The sequence below is a fragment of the Pseudomonas sp. ICMP 460 genome (assembly GCF_002723595.1).
Taxonomy (GTDB): domain Bacteria; phylum Pseudomonadota; class Gammaproteobacteria; order Pseudomonadales; family Pseudomonadaceae; genus Aquipseudomonas; species Aquipseudomonas kitaguniensis.
The window spans coordinates 30,343-47,755 of the sequence record NZ_LKBR01000036.1 but is presented as its reverse complement, the minus strand read 5'-3'; the positions used below and the strand labels follow the sequence as shown (position 1 = coordinate 47,755).

Annotated in this window: 16 protein-coding genes; 4 read left to right on the top strand and 12 right to left on the bottom strand. The window is 61.0% G+C overall.

What is annotated here, in order from left to right:
• Positions 1-172 precede the first annotated feature (172 nt).
• Positions 173-2,236, bottom strand: coding sequence for a transketolase (gene tkt / locus AO240_RS21845; RefSeq protein WP_099239166.1), 2,064 nt, complete (start codon positions 2,234-2,236; stop codon positions 173-175).
• A 175-nt stretch (positions 2,237-2,411) separates the two neighbouring features.
• Between tkt and AO240_RS21840 the strand changes: the two genes are divergently transcribed.
• Entirely contained in the window at positions 2,412-2,636 is a 225-nt protein-coding gene (locus AO240_RS21840) for a YdcH family protein (RefSeq protein ID WP_099239164.1), read from the top strand.
• A 159-nt stretch (positions 2,637-2,795) separates the two neighbouring features.
• On the opposite strand, the gene AO240_RS21835 is transcribed toward AO240_RS21840, so the two are convergent.
• Positions 2,796-4,172: a VOC family protein gene (locus tag AO240_RS21835; RefSeq protein WP_099239162.1), complete on the bottom strand. Its 1,377-nt coding sequence runs from the start codon at positions 4,170-4,172 to the stop codon at positions 2,796-2,798.
• Positions 4,173-4,403: 231 nt separating this feature from the next.
• Here AO240_RS21835 and AO240_RS21830 point away from each other — a divergent pair, with 231 nt between their 5' ends.
• Positions 4,404-7,037, top strand: coding sequence for a glucosidase (locus AO240_RS21830; protein WP_099239161.1), 2,634 nt, complete (start codon positions 4,404-4,406; stop codon positions 7,035-7,037).
• A 5-nt stretch (positions 7,038-7,042) separates the two neighbouring features.
• On the opposite strand, the gene AO240_RS21825 is transcribed toward AO240_RS21830, so the two are convergent.
• The 3 genes from AO240_RS21825 to AO240_RS21815 form a co-directional block, all read right to left on the bottom strand.
• Entirely contained in the window at positions 7,043-7,375 is a 333-nt protein-coding gene (locus AO240_RS21825) for a hypothetical protein (RefSeq protein ID WP_099239159.1), read from the bottom strand.
• A gap of 244 nt (positions 7,376-7,619) precedes the next feature.
• Positions 7,620-7,934, bottom strand: a complete 315-nt coding sequence (locus tag AO240_RS21820) for an SCP2 sterol-binding domain-containing protein (RefSeq protein ID WP_099239157.1) — start codon at positions 7,932-7,934, stop codon at positions 7,620-7,622.
• A 56-nt stretch (positions 7,935-7,990) separates the two neighbouring features.
• Complete coding sequence (locus AO240_RS21815; protein WP_099239155.1) at positions 7,991-8,701, bottom strand: histidine phosphatase family protein; 711 nt, start codon at positions 8,699-8,701, stop codon at positions 7,991-7,993.
• Between AO240_RS21815 and AO240_RS28465 the strand changes: the two genes are divergently transcribed.
• Together AO240_RS28465 and sohB are read left to right on the top strand one after the other, a co-directional pair.
• Entirely contained in the window at positions 8,675-8,887 is a 213-nt protein-coding gene (locus tag AO240_RS28465) for a hypothetical protein (protein ID WP_143505429.1), read from the top strand. The two genes, AO240_RS21815 and AO240_RS28465, sit on opposite strands and share 27 nt — an antisense overlap.
• Positions 8,888-8,908: 21 nt before the next feature.
• Complete coding sequence (sohB, locus tag AO240_RS21810) at positions 8,909-9,934, top strand: protease SohB (RefSeq protein ID WP_099239153.1); 1,026 nt, start codon at positions 8,909-8,911, stop codon at positions 9,932-9,934.
• A 269-nt stretch (positions 9,935-10,203) separates the two neighbouring features.
• Here the strand turns inward: sohB and dhaL are convergent, their stop codons facing one another.
• The 7 genes from dhaL to AO240_RS21775 all read right to left on the bottom strand — a co-directional run bounded on the left by dhaL (position 10,204) and on the right by AO240_RS21775 (position 17,366).
• The gene (dhaL, locus tag AO240_RS21805) at positions 10,204-10,848 is read right to left on the bottom strand and encodes a dihydroxyacetone kinase subunit DhaL (RefSeq protein ID WP_099239151.1); all 645 of its coding nucleotides are present in this window, start codon (positions 10,846-10,848) and stop codon (positions 10,204-10,206) included.
• 3 nt (positions 10,849-10,851) lie between these two features.
• Entirely contained in the window at positions 10,852-11,853 is a 1,002-nt protein-coding gene (locus tag AO240_RS21800) for a dihydroxyacetone kinase subunit DhaK (protein ID WP_099239149.1), read from the bottom strand.
• 62 nt (positions 11,854-11,915) lie between these two features.
• On the bottom strand, positions 11,916-13,031 hold the full coding sequence (locus tag AO240_RS21795) for an alcohol dehydrogenase catalytic domain-containing protein (protein ID WP_099239147.1): 1,116 nt from the start codon (positions 13,029-13,031) through the stop codon (positions 11,916-11,918).
• Between the two features lie 26 nt (positions 13,032-13,057).
• Positions 13,058-13,813 (bottom strand): SDR family oxidoreductase, encoded by a 756-nt coding sequence (locus tag AO240_RS21790; protein WP_099239145.1) that lies wholly within the window; start codon positions 13,811-13,813, stop codon positions 13,058-13,060.
• A 25-nt stretch (positions 13,814-13,838) separates the two neighbouring features.
• Positions 13,839-14,846 carry a substrate-binding domain-containing protein gene (locus tag AO240_RS21785; RefSeq protein WP_099239143.1) on the bottom strand — a complete coding sequence of 336 codons (1,008 nt, stop codon included), beginning with the start codon at positions 14,844-14,846 and terminating at the stop codon, positions 13,839-13,841.
• A gap of 58 nt (positions 14,847-14,904) precedes the next feature.
• Positions 14,905-15,882, bottom strand: a complete 978-nt coding sequence (locus tag AO240_RS21780) for an ABC transporter permease (protein WP_099239141.1) — start codon at positions 15,880-15,882, stop codon at positions 14,905-14,907.
• Complete coding sequence (locus AO240_RS21775; protein ID WP_099239139.1) at positions 15,879-17,366, bottom strand: sugar ABC transporter ATP-binding protein; 1,488 nt, start codon at positions 17,364-17,366, stop codon at positions 15,879-15,881. The genes AO240_RS21780 and AO240_RS21775 overlap by 4 nt, the downstream gene beginning before the upstream one ends.
• Between the last annotated feature and the right edge of the window lie 47 nt (positions 17,367-17,413).

Here is a 17,413-nt window from a genome sequence, read left to right as displayed (position 1 = left end):
GCTTTTTTCTCAAACCGCGCTAGAACTTCTGCCCACATCGATTTCGTTCCCCTGACTGGCGTTTTGGGGGATTTTATCAAAGACCTTGAAAGGGCTGGCTGTAAGAGCGGAACCGATATAAGCCATAACCTCAATAACGGATACGCACTCAAAACCCCAGCCCCCCCCACACTCAAGCCTGCGCGAGTTGAATCTGCTCCTTGGCCAACTTCACCACATTCTCAGCCGTAAACCCGAACTTCTCCTGCAGCTTGGCCAGCGGCGCCGAGGCGCCAAAACTGTTCATCACCACCTTGGCGCCGGTCTGCCCGACATACCGGTCCCAGCCCAATGGCCCGGCCTGTTCCACCACCACCCGGGCTTTCACCGCCCGCGGCAAAACGCTGTCACGGTACGCCTGGTCCTGGTCTTCAAACAGCTCCCAGCTCGGCATCGATACCACCTGCGCGGCGATCCCTTCGGTCTTCAACTGCTCATAAGCCGCCACCGCCAGGCTGACCTCGCTGCCGGTCGCCAGCAGCAACACCTTGGGCTCATCAGCACTCGCCAAAACGTAAGCCCCTTTGGCAGCACCCGAGGCGCTCGCGTACTTCGTACGGTCCAGCGTCGGCAATGCCTGACGCGACAACACCACGCAACTTGGCCGATCAGTCTGCGCCAGCGCAACCTTCCACAGCTCCAGGGTTTCATTCGCATCGCCTGGGCGCAAGGTCAGCAACCCCGGCGTCGCGCGCAGTTGCGTCAAGTGCTCGATCGGCTGATGCGTCGGCCCATCCTCACCCACGCCGATGGAGTCATGGGTAAACACAAACACCACCGGCAATTCCATGATTGCCGCCAGGCGGATCGGCGGTTTCATGTAGTCGCTGAACACCAGGAACGTCGAGGTGTAGGGCCGCAGGTACGACAGCGCCATGCCATTGGCAATTGCGCCCATGGCGTGTTCGCGGATACCAAAATGCAGGTTGCGCCCGCTGTAGTCGTCCGCGCTGAAACGCCCCGCGCCGTCGAAGGTGAGGTTGGTCTTGGTCGACGGTGACAAATCCGCCGAGCCGCCCAGCAGCCAGGGGATTTGCTGCGCGAAGGCATTCAGCACCTCGCCACCGGCGGCGCGGCTGGCGACGCCCTTGGCGTCGGTGTCAAAGGTCGGCAACGCGGCTTGCCATTGCTCGGGCATTTCACCGGCGCGCATGCGGCGCAGTTCATCGGCCAATTGCGGTTCGTGCTGTTCAAGCTGCGCCAGGTGCCGGGTCCATTCTTCATACAGCGGCTGGCTGCGCTCAAGCAGCGCGTCACGCAGCACGGTGCGCGCCTCATCGGGCACCAGGAAGCTTGAATCCTGCGGCCAGCCGTAAGCGGCTTTGGTCAGGCGAATTTCTTCCTCGCCCAGCGGTTCGCCGTGGGCAGCAGCGGTGTTGTGTTTGTGCGGCGAGCCGTAGCCGATCACGCTGTCGACCACAATCAGGGTCGGCGCGCCGGTATTGGCCTTGAACGTCTCCAGGGCGGCGCTCAGGGCTTGCAAGTCGTTGGCATCGGTTACGTGCACCGTATGCCAGCCGTAGGCCTGGAAACGCTTGATCACGTCTTCGCTGAAGGCAAGCTCGGTATGGCCCTCAATGCTGATGGTGTTGTTGTCGTAGATCCAGCACAGGTTGGCGAGCTTCAAATGCCCGGCCATCGAGGCCGCTTCGCTGCTGATGCCCTCCATCATGTCGCCGTCACCGCACAGGGTGTAGACGTTGTAATCGAACAGCGCCTTGCCCTCGCGGTTGAAACGCTGGCCCAGCCAACGCTCGGCCATGGCCATGCCCACACTGTTGGCGCAGCCCTGACCAAGCGGACCAGTGGTGGTCTCAACGCCGGTGGTCATGCGGTACTCGGGGTGGCCGGGGGTTTTCGAACCCATCTGCCGGAACTGCTTGATGTCGTCCAGGCTGATCGCCGGTAGGCCGGAGCGCTTGCCGTGGGCATCAATCTCAACCACGCCCGCGAGGTGCAGCAGCGAATACAAGAGCATTGACGCATGCCCCACCGACAACACAAAGCGGTCGCGGTTAGGCCAATCGGGATGCTCGGGGTGGTAACGCAGGAACCGGCTCCACAGCGTGTAACCCACCGGCGCCAGGCCCATGGGCGTGCCGGGGTGGCCGGAATTGGCCTTCTGCACGGCGTCCATGGCCAGCGTGCGAAGTGTGTTGATGCAGTGCGTGTCGACAGCAGTGGCAGCGTGATTCATGAAACCGTTCTCCCTCGGGTGGCGATTTACAGTGGAGGGCAGTGGCCGGCAAAGGTTTGATCCCATCGCCGTGGCAGCGACGAACGGGGCAGCGCTGCGCGCAAATATGACAAGCGCCCCAAGAATGGTCTAGCTTCAAGAGCGTAGGCCATTGATCAACTTGCGGAGGTACTCCATGCCAGTGAAACACGACCTGTATCAGGATTTGGGTTTGACCAAGGAAGTCGTTCACGAACGCAGGAGGCGCGATGACCGTTTGAATTCGCTGCTTGAGCAATACGAGGCCGCCGATAAGGAGGTGCTGGCTTTCGAGTCGTCAGGCGGGGCCGATGAAGCGTTGGAGAAGCTCAAGAAAAAGCGCTTGCAGGTTAAAGACAAAATTGTGCTGCAACTGGGCTAGGCGCGAGCGCGCGCACGCCTGCAGCAAGGCGGTAATATTTATTCAGAATTGTCTGAAGGACAAGGCGCTTTTGCCTGATTATGATGCGCACCGTCCGCTCGGCTCTGGGGGCTGTTACGGCGCAAGGATTGCGCTGTTGAGCCGGGCGGGCAGCTTGTTTCACGCCAGCAGCGCTTGAGTGCACTCATCCATTGAGCGCTGTTGCGTCTCGCCATACAGCTGCAACTCGTCAAGCGTCTTGCGGCCCAGCGCCTGCCCGAATTCGGCCTGGTTCGAATTCGCTGCATAGTGGCTCTGCGCGGCATCGCCCAAATTCGACTGAAAAATACCCGCCGCACTTACCGGCAGAAAATCCTCGTACACCAGCGGCTCCACGTCGACGTGGCCGGCTACAATCAGCGCGTCCAGCGTTTGCGGTTGATTGGCTTGGCCGCGTGCGGCCAGACCTTGCTCGGTGGCGAAGTAGCGAAAATACGCCAGGCCCTGTTCGCGCATCTGCATGTGGTTGTCAGGGAAGGCCTCGAAATGCGCTTCCAGCAAGTGCACATAACGTGCGGCATTCGCCTCATTCGGGAACGCGCCCAGTGCATCGCGCGCGGCGTTCAGCAGTTGGTCATACAGCGCGCGGCCCTTGGGCGTGAGCGCCACACCGCGCTGTTCGATTTCGCCAAAGCGTGCGCTGTGGCTGCCTTGGGCGTCGGTGAAGGCGATGGGCTCGTCGAGGGCCTTGAAGCTGGTTTGGCGCAGCAGGATCGGGCAGCGACGGCGCGGCGGTCCTTCGATCACCGCTTTGGGCGTGATGCCTTTGCCGGGCATGGCCGCCTGGACGTGGTCGATGTCCAGCGTGCGCGGGGTCAGGTGGTTGATGTGCGGGCCTTTGAACGCCACCACGTCGGCGACCAAACGATGCTGGTTGCTCAGTTGCTGGTACTGCGCGCGGGTGACGGTGGCGGTGGGGTGCCAGCGGAAGGTTTCGAGGGCCTGACGAACAAATTCATCAGCCTGCGTCGTGTTCAGGCCGCCGTGCTGCTCGGCTTGTTCGATCAGCCCCAAGGCGCCGGGGGTAAAGATTTTGCGCTTGGCCAAAACGCTTTCGGCGAAGGCGCGCAGGTCGGTATTTTCGATCAGTTCCAGGCGCAGCAATGAAGTAAACACGCGGAACGGGCTGGCCTGCAGCGCGCGTTCATGCACGGCGCGAAACGCCGTGGAGTGCACCGGAACCCCGGCCGGCGTGAGGTCGTAATAACCCACCGGTTGCATGCCCATCACCGCAAACAAGCGGCTGATGGTCGCCAGTTCCTCAGCGCTGCCCAAGCGGATCGCGCCGTGGCGTTCCATGCCCAGCCGCTCGATCTCTGCGGTGCGTTGTAACTGCCGGGCCAGGGCCGAATCATTCTCCAGCGCGTGGGCGTTGGTCGCCGTGACCAGCTCCATCAACGCGCCATACAGCGGCACTTCCTCGCGGTACATGTCGGACATGGCCTTGGAAAAGGCCTTGCGAATCGCGTCCGGGCTGACATGGGCGGCATTTGGCATAGAAAAATTCCTGAACGCTGTGGCGCCGAGTGGGCCGTTCTGAGGATTTTGTTGAGCTTGCGGCGGTGTTGCAAACGAAGATTCCTCAGGACTTCATTCTGCAAATGACTGAAACGCTTGGCAGCGCAGACGCGTGAGCGTGTTTTTTGTGCGCACGCCGCAGACTTCATGTGCATCCGGGCGCGCATGGGTTCTACACTGCCCCCAACTGTGCCAGTGATGGAGGACCCGATGACGGCCACGCCCGCAACCCACATCCTTGAAACGATTGAAGGCCAGCGCCTGGCCACTCAACAGGCCGAACGCTGGCGCGAGTGGGGGCCGTATTTAAGTGAACGCCAATGGGGCACGGTGCGCGAGGACTACAGCGCAGACGGCGACGCGTGGGCGTATTTCCCGCATGAACATGCACGCAGCCGCGCCTACCGCTGGGGCGAGGACGGCTTGGCCGGGTTCAGCGACAAGGCGCAACGCTGGTGCCTCGGCCTGGCGCTGTGGAACGAGCGCGACACCATCATCAAGGAGCGCCTGTTCGGCCTGAATAACGCCGAGGGCAACCACGGTGAAGACGTCAAGGAGCTGTACTTTTTTGTCGACGGCGTGCCCAGCCATGCCTATATGCGCATGCTTTACAAGTACCCGCACGCGGCCTTTCCGTATGCCGACCTGACCGCCGAAAACGCCCGCCGAGGGCTTGCAGATGCCGAGTACGAGGTGCTCGACACGGGCGTGTTCGAGGACAATCGCTACTGCGATGTCAGCGTCGAATACGCCAAGCATCAGCCTGACGATATTTTTATGCGGGTCACCGTGCACAACCGCTCGGACCAACCGACGCGCCTGCAGGTGCTGCCTCAAGTGTGGGCGCGCAATGACTGGAGCTGGACGCTTGACGCCGCCAAGCCGCAGTTGCGGCTGGACGCTGAGCACGTGCTGGCGTGTCACCCTGAACTGCCTGACCGGTACCTCAGCGCGTGGGGCCAGGACGGCGTGGAGTGGCTGTTCTGCGAAAACGAGAGCAATTATCCCAAGCTGGACGGGCAACCGGCGCCGGGGCCGTTCAAGGATGGCATCAACGACTACGTGGTAGATGGCGTTCAATCGGCGATTCGCCGCGACGCCGGCACCAAGGTCGCCGCGCGCTTTATTGTTGAGCTGGCGGGCCTGGAAAGTAAAAGCCTGTACCTGCGTTTTGCGCCCGCCGACGCGCCGCAGGTCAACGCGCGCAAGCTGTTTGAACAACGCCGACAGGAGGCCGACGACTTTTATGCGGCCCTGCAACAGGGCATCGCCGATGAAGACGCGCGCAACGTGCAACGCCAGGCACTGGCCGGTTTGCTCTGGTCCAAACAGCTCTACTATTTTGACGTGAACCAATGGCTCGACGGCGACCCGGCCCAGCCCGCGCCACCGCCTGAGCGCCTGCATATACGCAACACGCATTGGCGGCACCTGTCCAACTTCGACATCCTGTCCATGCCCGACACGTGGGAATATCCGTGGTACGCCTCGTGGGACCAAGGCTTTCAGGCGGTGGCCATCGCACTGATTGACCCTGAGTACGCCAAGCAACAGTTGTTGCTGTTGGTGAAGGACCGCTTCATGCACCCCAACGGCCAACTGCCGGCGTATGAATGGCGGTTCGACGACGCCAACCCGCCAGTGCATGCCTGGGCCAGTTGGCGCGTGTATCAGCAAGACAAAGCGTTGACCGGCGTAGGCGATATGGATTTCCTGGAGCGGATTTTCCACAAGCTGCTGCTGAATTTTTCCTGGTGGGTCAACCGCAAGGATGCCGAAGGGCGCAACCTGTTTCAGGGCGGCTTTCTGGGGCTCGACAACATCGCCTTGTTCGACCGCTCGGCCGCGTTGCCGCCGGGTTATCAACTGGATCAGGCCGACGGCACCGCGTGGGTCGCCGCCTATGCGCTGGACCTGATGCGCATGGGCCTGGAACTGGCCAAACGAAATGCCGTGTACGTGGATATTTCGGTGAAGTTTTTCGAGCACTTTTTGTACATCGCCGGGGCCATCAACCGGGTCGACGACAGTGCCGAAGGGCTGTGGGACGAGCAGGATCTGTTCTTCTACGACGTGCTGCATCGCCCCGACGGCCAGAACGAGCCGGTGCGCCTGCGTTCCATCGTCGGCTTGATGCCGTTGTTCGCGGTGCTGGTGCTGGAGCAGCGCGAACATGAAGGTTTGGACGGTTTGCGCGAGCGGCTGTTGGGTTTCATGCAGCACCGGCCGGACCTGGCCAAGTTGGTCTCGCGCTGGAACGAGCCGGGGCAGGGTAACCGCCTGTTGCTGGCGCTGTTGCGCGGCGAACGCACCAAAGACCTGCTGCGGCGCATGCTCGATGACAACGAGTTCTTGTCGACGTTTGGCGTGCGCTCTTTGTCCAAAGCCTATGCCGAGCAGCCGCTGGCGCTGAAGATGAACGGCGACACGTTGTGCGCACGCTATCAGCCGGGTGAATCCGACTCACGCTTGTACGGCGGTAATTCCAACTGGCGTGGGCCGTTGTGGATGCCGGTGAACTACATGCTGATTGAGTCGCTGCGCGAGTTTCACCGTTACTACGCCGACAACTTCTCTGTGGAATACCCCACCGGCAGCGGCTATCTGGCGTCGCTTGAGGAAGTGGCCGACAGCCTCAGCCAACGTCTGACGCGGTTGTTTTTGCGTGATGAAGATGGCCTGCGGCCGTCGATGGCGGGGTATGCGCAATTGCAGGCAGACCCGGCCAGCCGCGATCTGGTGCTGTTCCATGAGTACTTTCATGGCGAGACCGGGCGTGGGTTGGGGGCTTCGCATCAGACCGGCTGGAGTGCGTTGGTGGTGCTGTTATTGCAGCCTCGATAGTAGGGTTATGTTAACGGCACCCTAATTCCATTGATGTAAGTGAACGTCAGGGGAGGGTTCGGCTTGGCACCGCCGGCTACGGTTGTAGCAAGGTTGCCAGCAGCCAATGTGATACCGCCGAAGAGTCTCGCCGTAATCGGTTTGGTCGCCGGGGAAACCTCGACGATCTCATCAATTTTAATATTATCGCCCAACGCTGTGATAATGCTCGCTTGGTCCTCACTCAGCGCGACGATCTTGGTCGTAATCGTACCGTTGTTTTTTGTCGTTATAGTGACCTGTTCGTCCGGACTGATCGATACCGTTACATTCCCGAGCGCAGTAGATTGGCTTTGCATTTTGAATACCCTCTTGAGTGTTAGAGGGTTTTACTGTGTGGCTATCACTGGTCGGCGACTACTGTCAGAAATACCAGTAATGAAGACTCTTTAGCGATAAACCACTGGGTTGTTATTGTTTATGCTTCCTTGTTGGCGAGACCGCCCCTAGTGTGGGCTTCACAGGAGACTGGGTGGTAGCCCCAACCCTATAAACGAAAAATCCCGCCAGTTGGCGGGATTATTGTTTGGACCGCGGCGTTTATCAGGCCGGGAACAGGTCGCTCAGCTTCATCGCCAGCATCATGTCGCCTTCGGTGCGCAGCTTGCCGCCCATGAAAGCCTGCATGCCGTCGGTTTCGCCGCTGACGATGCCTTTCAGGGTGTCGCTGTCCATCACCAGGGTCACTTGGGCGTCCGGGTTTTCACCTTCGAGCAGCTCGCAGGTGTTGTCCTTGACCACCAGCGAGAAGTTCTGGGTCTCGTCAATACGGAAACCGAATACCAAGTCCAGGCCATCAGCAGCGCTTGGGTTGAATTTGGCTTTCATTGCTTCTACAGCTTTAGCTACGTCAGTCATGGTTTCGATCCTTTAGGGTTGAGTCCAGTGACCTTGGGGTCACGGTTGGCCGCACTTCATCGGAAAGTGATGAGCTGCGGCGCCTTCATCAGTTGCAAGTGGGTATGACTGTTGAAGGAAGCCAGCGCCACCTCGCGACCACGGAATTTCAGCTGGTTGAGCGAGGTGTTAACAATTTGCCAATTCAGTTCGAAGGCCTGGGCGGCGGGCATTCGGGTTATCAGATGGAGCAGGGCGGTGATGCTGCCGCCGGAGGTAAACACGGCGATCTTGTGCGAGCTGTCGGCCGCTTCAAGAATGCGTTGCAGGCCACCTTGTACCCGTTCGACAAACCCCAGCCAGCTTTCCAGCCCCGGCGGGTCATACGTGCCGGCCAGCCAGCGCTCGATGATCAGGGCGAAGATGCGCTGGAATTCGCTGCGGTGTTGCGCGGCGTTGCGCAGAACCTCTATGGCGTTGGGTTCGGCGCCCAGCAGGTCGGGGAGCAGGGCGCGGATGATCGCTTCGGCGTCGAACTCATTGAACGCAGGGTCGATTTCCAACGCCGGAACCGACAGGCCCAGGGCAGCGTACTGATCGAAAGCGGCGGTAGCGGTGTGCTGCTGGCGGCGCAGGTCGCCGGCGATACAGCGGTCGAACCTTATGCCCAGCGCTGCGAGATGGCGACCGAGCACGTGCGCTTGCTCCACGCCGATGGGCGACAGCACGTCGTAGTCGTCTGCACCGAAGGAGGCCTGGCCATGTCGAATCAGGTAAATGCTGCCCACGTCCGTTTTCCCGGTACGTTGAAAGTCTGGCGAGGTTATGAGGATGCCTGCAAGCTGTCAATGGAAAAACATACGCTCGTTTTAAAATCTCATTGGAGCTCGCTTGGTGGCGGTTTGATGACTGGCTCGAACGCCGTGCCGCCGGTATGCTGGGGCAATCTGCGCCTGGCGCACCGCCATCTGTAAACCGCACCTGTAAGGAGTCACATGGATTTTCTGGCTGAATACGCAAGCTTTTTGGCTAAGACCGTCACCCTGGTGGTCGCCATCCTCGTGGTGTTGATCAGTTTCGCGGCGCTGCGCAGCAAAGGCCGTCGCAAATCGGCCGGTCAATTGCAGGTCAGCAAGCTCAATGACTTCTACAAGGGTTTGCGTGAGCGCCTGGAGTCGAGCTTGCTCGACAAGGACCAGCTCAAGGCCCTGCGTAAGTCCGAAAGCAAAAGCCAAAAGAAGAACAGCAAGAAGAAAGCCGAGGCCAAGCCACGGGTGTTTGTGCTGGATTTCGACGGCGACATCAAAGCCTCGGCCACCGAGAGCCTGCGCCATGAGATCACGGCGCTGCTGAGCCTGGCCACGGCGAAAGACGAAGTGGTGCTGCGCCTGGAAAGCGGCGGCGGCATGGTGCACAGCTATGGTTTGGCGTCTTCGCAACTGGCGCGTATCCGCCAGGCTGGCGTGCCGTTGACCGTGTGCATCGACAAGGTCGCGGCCAGCGGCGGCTACATGATGGCGTGCATCGGCGAGAAGATCATCAGCGCGCCGTTCGCCATCCTCGGCTCGATTGGCGTGGTGGCGCAGTTGCCCAACGTTAACCGCTTGCTGAAAAAGCACGACATTGACTTTGAAGTGCTGACTGCCGGTGAGTACAAACGCACGCTCACGGTGTTTGGCGAAAACACCGAGAAAGGCCGCGAAAAGTTCCAGGAAGACCTGGACATTACGCATCAGTTGTTCAAGAACTTCGTCTCGCGTTATCGCCCGCAGTTGGCGATTGATGACGTGGCGACGGGTGAGGTGTGGCTGGGTGTTGCAGCCCTCGACAAGCAACTGGTCGACGAGCTGCAAACCAGCGACGAATACCTGGCCAGCAAGGCCAAGACCGCCGAGGTGTTCCACCTGCACTATGCCGAGCGCAAGAGCCTGCAGGAACGCGTAGGCCTGGCCGCCAGCGGCTCGGTGGACCGCGTGTTGCTGACCTGGTGGAGCCGTTTGACGCAACAGCGCTTCTGGTAACCGAAGCACATCCCCCGGCAGGCTTATTCTGGCAAGCGGGCTTTTGTGAAAACCCGGCTCGTGTGGCGAGCGGGCTTGTGTGGCGAGCGGGCTTGCTCGCGTTGGGCTGCGCAGCAGCCCCTCTAAAACCCCCGCGGTGCATCAGATCAAACCAGCCAGCTCAGCAAGGGGCTGCTTCGCACCCCAACGGGAGCAAGCCCCCTCGCCACAGGGGCATTTGCAGCTCATGCCACATGCAAGTTCCCTCGTCACAACAGCCAGTTGCAACATCACCTCAACCGCTGCTCAACCGAACCGGCCAAACACGTCAGGATCAGGCAGCACGACACCGCCCCAGCGTCCAGCACGCCCAGCGAGCGCTCGCCCAAACGGCTGGCCCGGCCGATTTTAGCCACCAGGTCTCTGGTCGAGTCACGCCCTTGCGAGGCGGCGCGCTTCATCGCTTCCAGCGCCTGATTGAATGACGCCCCACTTGCATGCGCACGCTCAAAGGCCTCAACCGCCGGGATCAACGTGTCCATCAAACACTTGTCGCCCACACCGGCCTCGGTGATGTCTTGCAGCGACGTCAGCCCGCCGCGCAATAGACCGGCAAAGGTCGCGGCGTCGATGTCTTCGCGGTTGCGCACTTCATCGGCCATGCCGATAAACAGGCTGCCGTACAGCGGGCCCATGGAGCCGCCGATGCCTTCCATCAGGCTCAAGGTCAGTTCATCCAGGGCTTCGGCGAGGCTCAATTGGCGGCCCTCGATGTTGCGCCCGCAGTCGGCGAAGCCTTTGGCCATGTTGATGCCGTGGTCGCCGTCGCCAATCGCGCCGTCGACTTCGCTGAGGTATTCACGGTTGGCCACGATCACGCGGACCAGGTCGGCAACGATGGCGCTGCCGTCGTCACTGCAAAAATGCTCGCTCATGGTTCATTCCGCCTGGGTCATGCCGATGGAACGGCAGGGGTGGTCGATCAGGGTTTTCAGTTCGGCATCGAGGCCGAGCAGGGTCAGGGTCACGCCCATCATCTCCAGGGAGGTGAAGTAGTTGCCTACGTAGCAACGGTGAATCTGCAAGCCCTTGGCCTTGAGCTGGCGTTCCACTTCGGCGTAAAAAATGTACAGCTCCATCACCGGTGTCGCGCCGAGGCCCGAGACCAAGACCACCACGCTGTCGTCCTGGCTGAAATCGCGGTCGGCGAGGATCGGCGCGAGCATGCGCTCGGCCATCGCAGCGGCGGATTCGATGGGGATGACCTGAATGCCCGGTTCGCCGTGGTGGCCGATGCCTAATTCCATCTGGCCATCGGCAATCTGGAAATTCGGCTTGCCCACGGCGGCAATGGTGCAGGGCGTCAGGCCGATGCCAATCGAGCGGCAGTGGTCCACCGCCTTCTGCGCGACGCGAATAACCCCGTCCAAATCATACTGGTGTGCGGCGGCGGCACCGCCGACCTTCCACATGAAGATCTCCCCGGCCACGCCGCGCCGTTTGGCGATCTCGGCCTTGGGCGCGGAGGCCACGTCGTCATTCGCCACCACGGTGCGGATGTGCAGGTCTTTGCTGGCGGCCATTTTCATCGCCAGCTTCACGTTCATATTGTCGCCGGCATAGTTGCCGTACAGGCAGGCCACGCCCGCGCCACGCTCGGCCGCGCGGAAGGCATCGAAGAAACTTTTGGCGGTGGGCGAGGAGAAAATCTCGCCGACCGCCACGGCGTCCACCAAGCCCGGGCCGACATAGCCGAGGAAGGCCGGTTCATGCCCTGAACCGCCGCCGGTGACGATGCCGACACGGCCTTGCGCAGACGGTTCGGCTTTGACGATCACCCGCGGGTTGCTTTCGTATTGGTGCAGTTCGGGGTGCGCGAGCAGAATCCCGCGCAGCATGTCTTCGACCACTTGGTCTGGATCGTTGATGACTCGATTCATAACGCGGTGTCCTGTTGTTGTTTTCAAAGGCACAAAAGATCAAGCGGCGGCGCTGTTTGGGCTCAGGGCTGCAAGACGACTTTGAGCGATTTGTCGCCGCGCTCCATCACCGCGAACGCTTCCTTGAAGTCCGCCAGTGCAAACGTGTGGGTCACCACGTCGCGCATGTCGATCTTGCGGTTGCCGATAAAGTCGATGGCGCGCGGGTACATGTACGGCCCCAAGTGCGAGCCGAGGATGTCCAGTTCCTTGCGGTCGCCAATGATCGACCAGTCCACCGTGGCCTCGTCATTAAACACGCTGAACTCAACAAAACGCCCAAGCTTGCGCAGCATCGCCAAGCCTTGGTTCACGGCTTTGTGGTGCCCGGTGGCTTCGATATAAATGTCGCAACCATAACCGTCGGTAATTTCACGGATCCTGGTCAGCACGTCGACTTCGGCCGGGTTCCACACCTCGTCGGCGCCCATGCGCAGGGCGAGGGCGGCGCGCTCGGGTTTCATGTCCAATACGATGAGTTTTTTCGGGTTGCGCAGGCGCACCGCACCGATAATACCCAAGCCCAGCGTGCCGGCGCCGGCCACCACCACCACGTCGTCGAAATCGACATTGGCGCGTTCGGCCGCGTGCAGTGAGCAGGCCAGCGGTTCGATCAAAATCGCCTCTTCCGGCGCAATCGAGTCCGGCACCTGATGCACGATGCCTTCCTTGGTGAAGATCATGTATTGCGCCATGGCGCCTTGCACATTGTTCTGGAAACCATAGAGGTCATGCTTCTGGCACATCCAGTACTGCCCGTGATTGCAGAAGCGGCAGCCCCAGCACGGCACTATCTGTTCCGAGATCACCCGGTCGCCGACCTTGACTCCGCGCTTTTCTGCGCCGGGGCCGAGGGCAACCACGCGACACACAAATTCATGCCCTGGAATCATTGGCGGTTTGACGTAGCGCGGTTGCTCGGCATCGCCCCAAAACGACGGCGCGCCGCGATAGGTCTTGATGTCGCCCATGCAAATACCGCACAGCTCGACTTTGGTCAGAATCTCATCGGGGCCAGGCGTGGGCACGTCGACGGTTTCCAGGCGATAGTCTTCCGGACCATGGCAGACCACGGCCTGCATGGTTTTGGGGATGCTCGGCGCGCGTTGTTCGGGTGTGCTTTCGGTGACGTTGGACATGACAAAACCTCACGACAAAAGATGAATTACTGAATGCTGTAGCCGCCGTCGATCAGCATGTTGGCGCCGGTGATCATCTGCGCGGCATCGCTGAGCAGGTACAGCGCCAGCCCGGCAATTTCTTCCGGCTGCGCAAAACGCCCCGCCGGAATCTGCAATTTGGCCCGCTCACCGACTTCACCGGCCCAGGCTTTTTTACCCAGCGCGGTCTCGACGATGGTCGGAGAGATGGCGTTGACGTTGATCTGCGGCGCCCATTCCATCGCCAATACTTTGGTCATGCCGACGATTGCGGCTTTGCTGGCGCAGTACGCGACGTGGCGGTCCAGGCCAATCACGGCGGCCTGCGAGGCGAGGTTGACGATGCGCCCGTGGCCGCCGGCGAGCATGTGTTTGGCGCAGGCCTGGGCCACGAAAAAGCTGGCCTTGAGGTTAATGTTCAAGGTGCTGTCCCAGGCGCTTTCGCTGACATCCATGGCCTTGTCGAGCAGGGCGATGCCGGCGCTGTTGATCAAGTAATCCAGGCGTTGGAAATGCTCGAACACGGTGTCGATGGTGCTGTGTATCTGGTCGACCCGGCTGAGGTCGACGGCAATGCCCAAATGCCCGGCGCCCAGGCTGGCCGCGACGTCGACCACTGCCGGGTCGCGGTCGAGCAAGGCCACACGCGCGCCGCGCTCCACCAGCAGGCTGGCACAGGCCAGGCCGATCCCGGCGGCGCCGCCGGTGATCACTGCGCAACGGCCACTGAGGTCGAAGGCTTGGTTCCAGAATCCAGACATGTAAGTGACTCCACTTTTTGATCCGTTACTTGCCGCCGCTGACTTGTTTGTACAGCGCGTCGGCGTTGGCATTGGTCACCGGCACCCACGGCAATATGTAGTTCTTGGCCGTGCCATCGCCCCATTTCAGGTCTTTGGCATAGCGCTGCCAAATCACCGACTGCGGCGTGTAGTCCTTGCCCGCCAGCGCGCGCAAAGCCACGTCCAGCGCGCCTTGGGATTGCGCCTGTGCGTCTTGCAGGAACGTAGTGATTTCGTCTCTTTTCGCCGCCTGGATCGCGTCCGGCATGCCATCAATCGAGGTCACCGGCACCTCTTTGGAGGTCAACCCGTGCGATTTCAGCGCCTGCACGGCGCCGAGGGCCATGTCGTCGTTCTGCGCGATCACACCGTTGATGCCTTTGGGGTGGGCGTTCAGCCAGTCTTCGGTCAGCGTCATGGCCTGGGCGCGGTCCCAGTTGGCGGTCTTTTTCTCGATGATCTTGATGTCGGGGTGCTTGCCCAACACTTCCAGCTCGCCTTTTTCGCGATCGATTTGCGCCGACTGGCCAATCGGGCCTTGAATGATCACCACGTTGCCTCGGCCCTTGAGCTTGTCGACCATGGCCTGGGCCTGCAAACGGCCGCCTTCGACGTCGTCATTGCCCACATACGGAACGGCGGCATCGGCGACTTTGGTGTTCGAGGCGATCACCACCACGTCGTTGCTCATGGCTTGCTTCACGGTGCCGACACCCGCCTTGGTGTCGATCGGCACGAACAGGATGGCGTCGTAGTGCTGGGTCACCATGTTTTCGATTTGGTTATTCTGGGTCAGCGCGTCGTAGTTGCCGTCGAACACGGTCAGTTGCACGGTGCCGTCCTTGACCGCCGGATGCTCCTTCAATTCGCGCACCCAGTTCTGCATGAACTGGCCCTTGAGGCCGTAGACGGCGGCGCCGATTTTGTAGGTCTTGCCATCGGCCGCCAGGGCGATACTGCTGGCGAGCAGGGAGAGGGCCGCGACAGCAGCCAAAGACATTCCAGCTTTCATGGTGAGAACTCCGCTTATTGTTGTGGGTCGTTCAGTTCATTTTTTTGGGCAAAAGCGACTAGCGTTTTTTCTTGCGCCACACGTCTATCAGTACTGCGAACACGATGATCAGGCCCTTGGCGACCTGTTGGTAATAAGACGAAACCCCGAGCAGGTTCAGCCCGTTATTGATCACGCCGATCAGCAGCGCGCCAAACAGCGTGCCGACAATGCTGCCGGTGCCGCCCGACAGGCTGGTGCCGCCGATGACCACTGCGGCGATTGCGTCCAGCTCATAGGAAACCCCGGCTTGCGGCAGGGCAGAGGTGGTGCGTGCCGACAACACCACGCCGGCCAGGCCTGCGAGCAAACCCGAGACCACGTACACCGAAAACATGACCTTGCGCACACCGATGCCCGAGGTGCGCGCGCTCTTTTCATTGCCGCCCACCGCGTACACATAACGGCCATAAGTGGTGTAGCGCAGAACCATCCAGAAAATCAGCGCGACCACGGCGAAGATCACGATGGGCACCCCAATCGGGCCGATCTTGCCGATGCCGAGTGCCAGGTAAGTGTCGGGCAGGTCGGTAATCGGGCTGCCGTCGTTGAGGATGAAGGTCATGCCCCGCGCGATGCTGAGCATGCCGAGGGTGGCCACGAACGGTGGGATCGACAGGTTGGCGACCATAAAACCGTTGACCACGCCGAGCATCGCGCCAGCAAACATCCCCGCACTCGCCGCCGCCAGCACGCCGTAGCCCTGGGTTGCGACCATAGCGCTGCACAGCCCGGCAAAGGCCAGGATCGAGCCCACCGACAAGTCGATGCCCTTGGTCAGGATCACGTAGGTCATGCCCACGGCGAGGATGCCGTTAATTGAGGTCTGGCGAAGGATGTCCATCCAGTTGCGCCAGGTCATGAAGTATTCGCTGGAAAACGCCATCACCACGCACAGCAAAATAAACACCAGTGGCAGGCCAAAGCGGTCGAGGGACACCCGCAGGCGGTTGCGCGGCGCGGCAGTAATCGGTGCAGTCAGGGTTTTGGCAGTCATGAGGCAAGACTCAACAAGGCTTCCTGGGAAAGGGCGGTGTCGCTGCTGATGGTCACCAGCCGGCCGCCTTTGAATACCGCGATGCGATCACTCAGGTGGAGCAATTCCGGGGCTTCTGACGACACCACAATGGCCGCGCCGCCGGCGCGCACAAACTGGTCCAGCAGGTGATAAATCTCCTGCTTGGCGCCCTCATCAATGCCGCGGGTCGGCTCATCGCACAGCAGGCACACCGGCTCGGTCGACAGGCATTTGGCGAGCACGACTTTTTGCTGGTTGCCGCCGCTCATCGAGGCCACCGGCAACGCCAGTGAGGTCGCCTTGATCTGCAGGCGCTTGACCATCTCTTGTGCCAGTTCGGTTTCCTTGCGCGCATTGATCAGCGACCAACTCGACAGGCGCTTGTAGGCCGACAACGCGATGTTCGACAGAATGCTGCCGGTGAGTATCAGGCCGCTGTCTTTGCGGTCTTCGGTGACCAGCGACACACCGGCGCTGATCGTTGCTTTGGGCATGCCGATGGGCATCGGTTTGCCTTGCAGGGTCACGCTGCCTGCGTCCGCGACCGTGAGGCCGTAAATGCAATTGAGGAACTCGCTGCGCCCTGAACCCATCAGGCCGTAAATGCCGAGAATTTCACCCTGGCGCAGTTGCAGGCTGATGTCGTGGAACTCGCCGTTGCGGCTCAGGTGGTCGACTTGCAGGCAGGTGGCGGCGGCACATTCGCGGCCGACCTTGTGGTCGATGCGCGTCAGTTCCTGGCCGACAATGCCGCGCACCAAGTGGTTGCGGTCGATGTCGGCCATGCGCCCGCTTTCGACAAAGGCGCCATCGCGAAAGATGCTGTAGTCATCCGCGATCTGCGCCAGTTCGCTCAAGCGGTGCGACACATACACGATGCCGGCGCCGCGCGCAGTGAGGCGCCGGATGGCCTTGAACAGCGTTTCGGCCTCGCGCTCGCCGATGGCCGAGGTCGGTTCGTCCATGATCATCACTTGGCAGTCATGGCTGAACGCTTTGGCGATTTCCACCAGTTGAATCTGCGCCACGCTCAGGCGATGCATGGGGCTGCTGGCGTCGACCTCGAACTCCAGGTTGTCGAGCAGCTCGCGGGTGCGCCGGTTGAGCGCCTTGCTGTCGACGATGCAGCCGGCGCGGCGCGGCTCGCGGCCCAACCATATGTTTTCGGCGACGCTCATGTAGGGGATGGGTTCGAGCTCTTGGGTGATCATCGCGATCCCCGCCGCCAACGCTTCACTCGGGCGGTTGAACTGCACGGGCGCGCCGTTGAGCAAAATGCTGCCGGCATCCCGCGCGGTGATGCCCATCAAAATGTTCAGGAAGGTCGACTTGCCCGCGCCATTGCCGCCACACAGCGCATGAACGCTGCCGGCCCGCAGGGAGAGGCGCCCGTCACGCAGGGCAGGCACCCCGGCGTAAGCCTTGGCGACGTGTTCAGCCTGGAGCAGTAATGGCGTGGCCATTGGCGTGTCCTCGTGCTGTGAATTCTTATTAGGTCGCACAGTCATGT

Excerpts from the sequence above, each read along its gene's own strand:
- tkt (WP_099239166.1), bottom strand. The coding sequence starts at position 2,236 with ATGAATCACGCTGCCACTGCTGTCGACACGCACTGCATCAACACACTT.
- AO240_RS21840 (WP_099239164.1), top strand. The coding sequence starts at position 2,412 with ATGCCAGTGAAACACGACCTGTATCAGGATTTGGGTTTGACCAAGGAA.
- AO240_RS21835 (WP_099239162.1), bottom strand. The coding sequence starts at position 4,172 with ATGCCAAATGCCGCCCATGTCAGCCCGGACGCGATTCGCAAGGCCTTT.
- AO240_RS21830 (WP_099239161.1), top strand. The coding sequence starts at position 4,404 with ATGACGGCCACGCCCGCAACCCACATCCTTGAAACGATTGAAGGCCAG.
- AO240_RS21825 (WP_099239159.1), bottom strand. The coding sequence starts at position 7,375 with ATGCAAAGCCAATCTACTGCGCTCGGGAATGTAACGGTATCGATCAGT.
- AO240_RS21820 (WP_099239157.1), bottom strand. The coding sequence starts at position 7,934 with ATGACTGACGTAGCTAAAGCTGTAGAAGCAATGAAAGCCAAATTCAAC.
- AO240_RS28465 (WP_143505429.1), top strand. The coding sequence starts at position 8,675 with ATGTCGAATCAGGTAAATGCTGCCCACGTCCGTTTTCCCGGTACGTTG.
- sohB (WP_099239153.1), top strand. The coding sequence starts at position 8,909 with ATGGATTTTCTGGCTGAATACGCAAGCTTTTTGGCTAAGACCGTCACC.
- dhaL (WP_099239151.1), bottom strand. The coding sequence starts at position 10,848 with ATGAGCGAGCATTTTTGCAGTGACGACGGCAGCGCCATCGTTGCCGAC.
- AO240_RS21800 (WP_099239149.1), bottom strand. The coding sequence starts at position 11,853 with ATGAATCGAGTCATCAACGATCCAGACCAAGTGGTCGAAGACATGCTG.
- AO240_RS21795 (WP_099239147.1), bottom strand. The coding sequence starts at position 13,031 with ATGTCCAACGTCACCGAAAGCACACCCGAACAACGCGCGCCGAGCATC.
- AO240_RS21790 (WP_099239145.1), bottom strand. The coding sequence starts at position 13,813 with ATGTCTGGATTCTGGAACCAAGCCTTCGACCTCAGTGGCCGTTGCGCA.
- AO240_RS21785 (WP_099239143.1), bottom strand. The coding sequence starts at position 14,846 with ATGAAAGCTGGAATGTCTTTGGCTGCTGTCGCGGCCCTCTCCCTGCTC.
- AO240_RS21780 (WP_099239141.1), bottom strand. The coding sequence starts at position 15,882 with ATGACTGCCAAAACCCTGACTGCACCGATTACTGCCGCGCCGCGCAAC.
- AO240_RS21775 (WP_099239139.1), bottom strand. The coding sequence starts at position 17,366 with ATGGCCACGCCATTACTGCTCCAGGCTGAACACGTCGCCAAGGCTTAC.